This window comes from Collinsella aerofaciens (genome assembly GCF_040920445.1).
GTDB classification, from domain to species: Bacteria; Actinomycetota; Coriobacteriia; order Coriobacteriales; family Coriobacteriaceae; genus Collinsella; species Collinsella aerofaciens_BH.
This window is the reverse complement of the sequence record NZ_JBCOTQ010000024.1, coordinates 20,820-29,750: the sequence shown is the minus strand read 5'-3', so window position 1 is coordinate 29,750 and position 8,931 is coordinate 20,820. Positions and strand designations below refer to the sequence as shown.

The following is an 8,931-nucleotide window of genomic DNA, read 5'->3' as shown; positions in this document are numbered from 1 at the left end:
GGCTACATGTCTCCGGTCGAGTTCAGGGAGGCGGGGCTGTCCCTCCCGGAATCGTCCAAATAGGTGTTGCCAATCCAGAGGCGTACCGGGCGCTGATGCGCCCGCACGAGATCAGGAGGCCCGAGGACGCCTCGGAGCTCGTGGCGGCCAGGCGCGCGGCGAAGGTCAGCCAGGTGAGGGCGGCGTCCATACTGGGCACCAGCGAGAAGTACATCTCGATGCTGGAGAGGGGCCAAAGGGAGCTCAAGCCCATAAGGAGGGCCTACGAGGCATGGGTCGAGGCCGGACTTCCGCTCGATTGGGACAGGCAGGCCTTCGAGGCCGAGCGCAAAATGGATTCTAAAAAACACCTTGCCAAATAGGAGCGTCAGCGCGAGGCCCGCCTTTCCGTTGCTCCGTAGGAGCAGGAAAGGCGGGCCTCATACGCGAGGACGTTTTCAAAACCAAGCCCGGTCCCGGCCGGACAGCCCACGAACGCTACAGGTTCTTGACACCCATCGCGCGCATGGCGTTCAGGATGGCGATGATCGCCACGCCCACGTCGCCGAACACGGCAAGCCACATGTTGGCGATGCCCAGTGCCGCAAGCACCAGAATCAGCAACTTAATGCCCAGCGCAAAGATGATGTTCTGCCAAACAATCGTCATGGTCTTGCGCGCCACGCGGATCGCGAGGGAGATGTTGGACGGCTTGTCATCCATCAGCACGACGTCCGCCGCCTCAATTGCGGCGTCCGAGCCCATGGCGCCCATGGCGATGCCCACATCGGCACGGGTAAGCACGGGTGCGTCGTTGATACCGTCGCCGACAAAAGCGAGCTTGCCCTTGCCGCTTTCGCCCGCGAGCAACGCCTCAACACGCTCGACCTTATCGCCCGGCAGCAGCTGCGCGTGGAACTCGTCGAGACTGAGTTGCTTGGCCACAGACGCCGCAACCTCCTCGCGGTCGCCCGTGAGCATGACGGTGCGCTTGACGCCGGCGGCGTGCAGGTCGCTGATCGTCTGCTCGGCATCGGCCTTAACGGTGTCTGCAATCACGATGTGGCCGGCGTACACGCCGTCAACGAGCACGTGGAGGATTGTGCCGACAACCTCGCAATTGGGAGCGTCGATACCGGCCGCAGCAAGCATCTTGGCATTGCCAACGACGACGTGCTTGCCGTCGATGGTTGCCGTCACGCCATGGCCCGCGTCGTTGGTGGAGTCGCTTACGCGCTTGGGGTCGACCTCGCCATGGTAGGCGGCGCGCACGGACTGCGCGATGGGGTGATCGGAGAACGACTCCGCAAGGGCTGCGACCTCGAGCAACGACTGCTCGGTATAGCCAGACTCGGGGTGCACCGCCACGACCGAAAACGTGCCGTTGGTGAGCGTGCCGGTCTTGTCGAAGACGACGGTGTCCACGTCGGCGAGCGTTTCGAGGTAGTTAGAACCCTTGATGAGAACGCCTAGTTTGGATGCGCCGCCGATGCCGCCAAAGAAGCTGAGCGGCACGCTGATCACGAGCGCGCACGGGCAGCTGACGACCAGGAAGGTCAGGCCGCGTAGGATCCAGTCGGACCAGGCGCCGGTGACCAAGCCGCCGCCGAGCGCGAGTACCGCGGCAGCGCCGGTGACGGCGGGCGTGTAGATGCGGGCAAAGCGCGTGATGAAGTTCTCGGTGCGCGCCTTCTTTTCGCTGGCGTTTTCTACGAGCTCCAGGACGCGCGCGACGGTGGACTCGCCAAAGGGCTTGGTGGTGCGCACGTGGATGAGCCCCGTCATGTTGATGCAGCCGCTGATGATATCGTCTCCGGTTTTGGCCGGGCGGGGGACCGACTCACCGGTAAGGGCGGCGGTGTCGAGCTGGGTTTCGCCTTCGACGATGACGCCGTCGATGGGCACGCGCTCGCCGGGCTTGACCACAATCACGGTGCCGACGGCGATGTCATCGGGGAAGACCTGCTCGAGTGTGCCGTCGGGCTGCTCGACGTTAGCGTAGTCGGGCGCGATGTCCATCATGGCACTGATCGACTTGCGGCTCTTGCCCACGGCGTACGCCTGGAACAGCTCGCCGACCTGGTAGAACAGCATGACGGCGGCGCCTTCGGCCATGTGCGGGTCGGTATCGGGGAAGAGCACCATGGCAAACGCGCCGATGGTCGCGACTGCCATAAGGAAACTCTCGTCGAAGGCCTTGCCGCGGCGGATGTTATTGAATGCCTTTTGCAGCACGTCGTAGCCGGCAATCAAAAACGGTACGAGGAACAGCACAAAGCTGGCGTAGATGTCGCCCGGGGTACCGAATGCGGCGGTGAGGGTGCCGAACTCATCGAGGGCGTACACCACGGCAAAAATGCCCAGCGCTACCAGGATGCGGTTGCGCTTATGCTCGAGTGACTCTTTCTTCTTGCGCTTCTTCTTTTTCTTCTTGGGGTCGGCGGTGGCCATGACTCGTATCCTCCCATTTGAACGTATGAACACTCGCTCATATAATTTCGCGAGCAAAGGCCGCGGCAATCGCGGCCTTGCAGGTTGGCGTAAACCTGGGCTAGAGAATGATCTCGCAGTCCGGCTCGGCGTCGGCCGTAAACTCTACAACGCGGTTGAGCACCTCGTCGAACTCGGCGTCATCGGCCTCGAGCGTCAACTTCTGGGTCATAAAGTTGACGGACACGGATTTGACGCCCTCGAGCTTGGCCAGCTCGTCCTGAAGCTCACGCGCGCAGTTGGCGCAGTCGATCTCGTCGAGTTTAAACTGCTTTTTCATGGTGGGTTCCTTTCTCTGTATTTGCGGCTTGGGTGCAGGCCGCGCTGGTACCGTGGTTGGTCGCTATTCGCAGATGTGGCTCATGCCTTGGTTGAGCATGGTGTAGACGTGGTCGTCGGCGAGCGAGTAGAGGATATTGCGCCCGTCGCGCCGGAATTTAACCAGGTGCGCCTGCTTGAGTGTGCGCAGCTGGTGCGACACCGCGGACTGCGAGGTTTCGGTCGCTTCGGCGATGTCTGCCACGCAGAGCTCGCGGCCCATGAGGGCGTAAAGGATCTTGATGCGCGTGGTGTCGCTGAAGACCTTGAACAGGTCGGCGAGGTCGTAGAGAAGCTCCTCGTCGGGAAGGTCCTCGGGCGAGCAGGTGGTGGGGATCGCGGGTTCGGTGGCCTCGATGTCGGGTTTCGTTTCATCAACGCGGACGCTCATTGCAATATCCTTTCATATGAACATGCGCTCATATAACTTGCTTTCGATTATATGAGTGTATGTTCATATGTCAATACAATTTGCGTTAATTTCGATGACTGCTTGCCGCCTCTGCGATTTTCTGTGGGTTGGGAGACATCGACGCAATGCTCGCCAACATATTTCGAGATGTTCGGCTAGCATGCTAAGAAAGCCACCTTGAGAAGCATTGGAACTGTTCATATTTGTACTTTATCGTGTCAAATACCGCGAGAATCAGTTCTTCCTCTACGGGAGTTTCTGCAGAATCAGTTTTATCTAAAGTTATATTGAGCTTTGCTGCAGCCAATCTGGCACATCGGTGGCCGAATAAGTCGAAAAATGTAGGTGGACATCCGCAGAGATCGCCTTTAGAAGAGCGAATTCTCAATTAGATCAATAATCGTGTCGTCTTCCGTGCGGTTTTCATCGATTTTTGCGAACATGTCGCATTCCCAAGCCCCATTGATTTCCTCAGCAAGGGCCCCGACGTGTTGCATGTCGTCGGGTTCGGGCACATCGTTGATGCTCGGGTCATCAGCTTGCGGATATTGGCTTGCAATTTCGCGCTTGGCGGCCTCTTCTTTGAGTGTCTCCAGGACGCGGCGACCGTATTCGAAGTAGCGCCGCAAGACAAATTGACGAAGAGTTTCTTGCAGGATGGCGAAGTTATCCGGGAGTCGACCGGGCCATATCTTCTCGCGAATGCGAATCGCTTCCATGACCCGTTTAAAAGCGGACTGCTTGAAAAACGAATGACGATTAACTGTGATAACGGCATATCCCATGTTTCGCAGCGTGTTTCGGCGCTCCTCGTCAATTGATTGCTGCTCGGGTTCGTCGTGGTAAAAGCCGTTGTATTCGATATCGGTCATCGAATTTTCGAGCAGCGCGTCGAGGTAGAAAACCGTCCGTCGCGTTAGGGCGGCGTATCTTTTGGGGACTGGGATCGGATAATCCGTTTTGATAGCGCGTATGGCTAAGCCACCCATTGACTTGGGCATTGTCAGCATCATGACAAACGCCGTTTCGAGTGGGGAGCGACAGCCTTCGTGTACATAAGAAAGTGCCTTAAGTGCTTTATTAGATCCACGATACCCCGGTGCCTCTGAAAAGAAGGCTCTGAGCTCTTCAACGCTGGTTAGGGCTGGGCGCTCGCGATATTGAGTTTCGTCGGACGTTCCAAGCGCGTAGGAGCCGCAGATTTCAAAGTAATACTCAACGAGCTCCGAAAGGTTGAGGTCGGCTGTTGCTTCTAACGCGCACAGCTTGATATCGACGATGTAGACGTTCGGCTCGAGTTCTAGGTAGCTTTCTGCATCAAACGTATAGCGCGTGCAGTGGCAGATGCAGCCCTTGCGGTGCCTTTTGGCATTATTGGAAAACGTCAGCACATGGATACGTTCAGAATCGACATTCTTTCTGTTGAGCCATGCTCGTGCCGCTTCCAGGTCGGACGTGGTCGGCGCAGACACCCTGATCTTTTCCATAGGTATGGGACCGGTCGCGTAGCTTGCGAGCGAGTTGGCTGTTTGGTATACAGCGCGTGCCGTGGTATGTGACAGAATGATTCCCATACGCGCATGATGGCATAGCGGACGCCGCATACGCCCGAAACTTCGGGCAACGGTATTGGGGCGCGGCTTATCTTCTGCGAACGGTGGGTTTTTGAGCTGTCGTATTGAGGGAGCAGCTTTGGCTGGGGAGGTTTCTGCCGGCTGCCCCTTTTTGATGAACTTTAGTTGCGGATTCGTAGCTTCTAAGCGTTTTTGCCGACCGCTCAGATGCCTCACCAACATAATTTGAGTTATTCGGCCTTATCCTATACAAATGGTGCGATCGCAACGTCCTATTCGAATTGATTCAGGTAGATTTATGGGGCTTGGTTGCGAAATTAAGGCGATTTTAGCTTCGATTGCGGTTCAAGGGGCCTTGACTAGTGGTTCAGCTGGCCGAACAACTCGAAAAATGTAGGTGGGCCAACCTGCCGACTATGTGAAGCACGCGTATTTGCTCGTTTTGATGAAAACTAGGGTGCAGCCATAAGGCTGCGCCCTAGTTTACTGCGTGTCGGTGTGCCCAGACGGATTGCGCTGTGCCTGGCAGGCGCTCCCGCAGATGGATCGGTTATTTCGCGAATAGGTTCTTGAGGTTGAACTCGGCTTGGACGGTGCGGAGCATGAGGTCGGTGTCGTCCAGGCCCAGATGCTGCTCGTTGGCGTCGGCGGCGAGGGTTCCACGGCGGCGCGCCCAGTTCTCGAGCGCAGCGGGGGCGGACTCGCGGGGGAGCGAGCGCACGTCGGCGTCCAAGCTGCGGCAAATCTGGCGCGAGTCGATGACGATAATCTTACCCGCGCGGCGTGCCTCGGCGTAGCCGTCCAGGTGGATCTTGAACCAGCTGTCCTCAAAGGCGGCGTTGTGTGCCATGTACGGGTACTTCTTCATAAGCTTGAGCAGCTGCTTTTGCAGCTCTTTGTTCTCGCGGAAGGGCGTTTTGCCGTCGATGTCGTCCCAGGTGATGTGGTGGATATTCGACAGTGGCACATCCTCGCCGCGGTAGATATCGGGCAGGCCGCAGTAGTGTGCCTCGGCGTCATGCGGCACGGCGTCGCTGGTGAGATCCATGATCTCCCAGCCGACGTTGATGATGTAGCCGCGCTCGGGTGCACGGCCGGTGGTCTCGATGTCGATGCCGAGCACCGTGCCCTGGATAGGCTTGCGGGCGTACGCCACGCCGAGCGCGTCGCGGTCGCCGCGGATCTCGCGCATGACGGACGCGGCGGTGCGCTTTTGCATCTTGCCGATGGCGGCGCAGGTGTCGGCATCGGACAGACCGCGCGAAAGCGTCGCGGGCGTCACGTTGCGTAGACGCGCCTCGCCGATCTGGTCGCACAGGTCGCGGTTGCGGTCGGCCAGGTCGCGCACGGTGGCAAAGTCGAAGCCGGGGTCGCCCTCAGCGGTAAAGTACTCGGTTTCGAGCACCTTGAGGGCCTCTTCGCCCTTCTGGCGCTCGGACTCCATGGCACCGTGATCGCCATAGATAAACATGGGGATAAACGGCTGGCGCTCGTATTCGAGTGCTTGCGAAACGTTCATAGGATGCTCCTTGGACGGGCCGCGTCGCGCGGCTCGGGGTTACTGAGTTGTGGCGAGATGATAGTTTACCATGGGCAACTATTGGCACCGCGCCCGGGACAACTACAATACCCTAGTTGACCGCTAGGACTTTTACAATGCTGCCGAAAGACACGAAAGGTTCCATCCGTCATGGATTTACTGATAGATATTCTGCTCGATGCCGGCAAAGACACGCTCTCGCTGGTGCCGTTTTTGTTGGTGACGTACCTTGCGCTCGAGACGCTCGAGCATGTTGCGGGCGACCGCGTTAACGGCGCCATCAAGCGCGCTGGCGCTGCGGGCCCCGTGGTTGGCTCGTTGCTGGGCATGGTGCCGCAGTGCGGCTTTTCGGCAATGGCGGCCACGCTGTACGCCGGTCGCGTCGCGACGCTGGGTACCCTGGTGGCGGTGTTTCTCTCGACCTCCGATGAGATGCTGCCGCTGTTGCTCGCCGAGCAAGTTCCCGTGCAGACCATGGCGATGCTTCTGGCTTCGAAGGCGCTGATCGCGCTGGTCACGGGCTTTATCGTGGACGCCGCCATTCGCGGCCTGCGTCGTAACGCTCGCGCACATGCGGCGATTCGCCGTACCGTGCTGGGGACCGCTGCTAATCCGGCTCATGTGAACTGCGCGCACGACGACCACACTGGCGGTGACATCATCGACGAGGTGGCCGAGGCGGGCGTGAGCGCCGATCACATCCATGAGCTGTGCGAGCGCGACCATTGCGGTTGCGATGAAGACGAGGACGAGCACGAACACGGACATGGCCACGATCACGGTCATGAGGACGAGCATGAACACCATGATGGCCACGGTCACTCCCACTCTCACGAGGGCGCGCCCCTCCTGTCGATTATTCGCAGCGCCATCTCGCACACCGTGCAGGTATCGGTATTCATTTTTCTGGTGACGCTGATTCTGGTCGCCGTGCTCGAGACCTTCGGCGAGTCCGCGATCGAGCAGTTCCTGCGTGGCAACGAGACGCTTGCGGTCCTGGGCTCGGCACTCGTCGGCCTGATTCCCAACTGCTCGGCCAGCGTCGTCATCACGCAACTGTACCTGGAAGGCGCGCTGCAGCTGGCCCCGATGCTCGCCGGCACGCTCATCTCTGCCGGTGTGGGCTACCTGGTGCTGTTCCGCACCAACCGCAGCGCCCGCGAAAACGTCCTGTTCCTGATCATGATGTACGTCATCGGTGCGGGCTGGGGTCTTATCCTTTCTGCCTTTGGCCTCTAAGTAGATGCTTGGGGCATGCCGTAAAAACTGGGGCATGCCGTAAAATCTACCGCCATGACCTGGGCGTTGGATGCGTGTCAATCGCCAAAGCAAAAAAGCAGATTTCCGGACATGTCCCAAAAATCTACCTTGGTTAGCGCAGCAGCTCGGTGAGGTTGCGCTTAAAGCGAGCGCGGTCTTCGCTGGTAAATGCCGCCGGTCCGCGAGTGCGTCCCCCGGCGCGGCGTACCTTCTTTTCCTCGTGGCGAATAAACAACTGCATGTCGATGGTCGCTTTGTCGTAGACGCGCCCGCGCACGCCGATGGCGGCGGCATCGCGCCCGAGCGCCATGCTCGCCAAGCCAATGTCCTGCGTCACGACTACGTCGCCCGCCTGCAGGCGTTCGACAATGGCAAAGTCGGCGCTGTCGGCGCCCACGCTCACATCGAGCGTCGTGACCCAAAAGCCGCGTCGCGCGTGCTCGGCATCGCGCGGGTCGTCGCGGCGAATGTGCCGTTCCAGGTTTTGCGTGCTGTTGCCGGCGATAACAACGGCGACGCCCGCCCGCCGCGCGCAGTCAATCGACTCGCGCGTGACCGGGCAGGCGTCGGCATCAATAAAGAGCGTCCTTGGCATCTAGTGCACCAGTTTGCCAAACTGAATGGCGCGGACAATCAGCGTTACGCCAAACACCAGCAGTGCGGCGCCGCTAAAGATGACGAGCATCTTGGCCGACCACAGCGGATAGATAAACACGAACATGCCGGCGATGATGGAGAGCGCGCCGCTCAGGATGGCGAGGGCACGGTTGGACGAAAGCTCGGACTCCAGAATGGACATGACACCTTCGACGATCCAGCCAAAGCCGGCCACGATAACCACCATCGTGGTGAGCGTTGCGGTCGAGAAGGCCTGGTTGCGCAGGATTATGACGCCGCCCAAGATAATGAGTAGGTTGGAGATGATGCTCGTCACGCGCCAGCCGGTGGGCAGCAGTGGCTCGAAAACAGCGGTAAACAGCCTGATCGCGGCCGTGATCACAAAGTAGAAGCCCAAGACGGTCGTTAGGAAGACGAGGGACTTGGCGGGCGCAAACAGCAGTGCGATGCCGGCGACGAGCGCCAAGACGCCCGTGATGGCGTAAATCCAGCGCACGGCCTTGACGGCCTTGCCTGCCATGCTTTTCTCGTCAAATCCAAACTGGCTCGATTTTTGGTCATCATTCTTAAAGATGCCCATAATGTCTCCTTTCCGTGCGGCGTAAGCCTTGATCGTTACGACCAGTATCGCCTAAAGGCGCTGGCGTATGGGTCGGGGAGGGTGAAACGTAACCCAAAGGCCCCGAATTGTTTCCGTTGTTCCCCACGTCGCGATTTTCTATTCAACAGGTGTAGAACAT

9 protein-coding genes are annotated in these 8,931 nt (G+C 59.2%); 2 read left to right on the top strand and 7 right to left on the bottom strand.

Annotated features, from left to right (window positions below; translation table 11 throughout):
• Positions 1-362 (top strand): helix-turn-helix domain-containing protein (locus AB5405_RS05410; protein WP_368137806.1); only part of this gene is annotated, 362 nt, incomplete at its 5' end.
• Positions 363-477: 115 nt separating this feature from the next.
• Here the strand turns inward: AB5405_RS05410 and AB5405_RS05405 are convergent.
• The 5 genes from AB5405_RS05405 to AB5405_RS05385 all read right to left on the bottom strand — a co-directional run bounded on the left by AB5405_RS05405 (position 478) and on the right by AB5405_RS05385 (position 6,292).
• Positions 478-2,430 carry a heavy metal translocating P-type ATPase gene (locus AB5405_RS05405; RefSeq protein ID WP_368137805.1) on the bottom strand — a complete coding sequence of 651 codons (1,953 nt, stop codon included), beginning with the start codon at positions 2,428-2,430 and terminating at the stop codon, positions 478-480.
• A 100-nt stretch (positions 2,431-2,530) separates the two neighbouring features.
• Entirely contained in the window at positions 2,531-2,749 is a 219-nt protein-coding gene (locus AB5405_RS05400; RefSeq protein ID WP_035137286.1) for a cation transporter, read from the bottom strand.
• A gap of 63 nt (positions 2,750-2,812) precedes the next feature.
• Positions 2,813-3,178: an ArsR/SmtB family transcription factor gene (locus AB5405_RS05395; protein WP_368137804.1), complete on the bottom strand. Its 366-nt coding sequence runs from the start codon at positions 3,176-3,178 to the stop codon at positions 2,813-2,815.
• A 389-nt stretch (positions 3,179-3,567) separates the two neighbouring features.
• Positions 3,568-4,671 (bottom strand): putative endonuclease domain-containing protein, encoded by a 1,104-nt coding sequence (locus AB5405_RS05390; RefSeq protein WP_368137803.1) that lies wholly within the window; start codon positions 4,669-4,671, stop codon positions 3,568-3,570.
• Positions 4,672-5,323: 652 nt separating this feature from the next.
• A complete protein-coding gene (locus tag AB5405_RS05385) occupies positions 5,324-6,292 on the bottom strand; it encodes a 3'-5' exonuclease (protein WP_349117204.1) in 969 nt (322 codons plus the stop codon).
• Between the two features lie 171 nt (positions 6,293-6,463).
• On the opposite strand from AB5405_RS05385, the gene AB5405_RS05380 reads away from it, so the two are divergent.
• A complete protein-coding gene (locus tag AB5405_RS05380; protein WP_349117205.1) occupies positions 6,464-7,552 on the top strand; it encodes a putative manganese transporter in 1,089 nt (362 codons plus the stop codon).
• Between the two features lie 133 nt (positions 7,553-7,685).
• Here AB5405_RS05380 and AB5405_RS05375 read toward each other — a convergent pair whose 3' ends face one another.
• Together AB5405_RS05375 and AB5405_RS05370 are read right to left on the bottom strand one after the other, a co-directional pair.
• Entirely contained in the window at positions 7,686-8,168 is a 483-nt protein-coding gene (locus AB5405_RS05375) for a YaiI/YqxD family protein (protein ID WP_349076692.1), read from the bottom strand.
• A complete protein-coding gene (locus AB5405_RS05370; RefSeq protein ID WP_035137275.1) occupies positions 8,169-8,771 on the bottom strand; it encodes an HdeD family acid-resistance protein in 603 nt (200 codons plus the stop codon).
• Positions 8,772-8,931 lie beyond the last annotated feature (160 nt).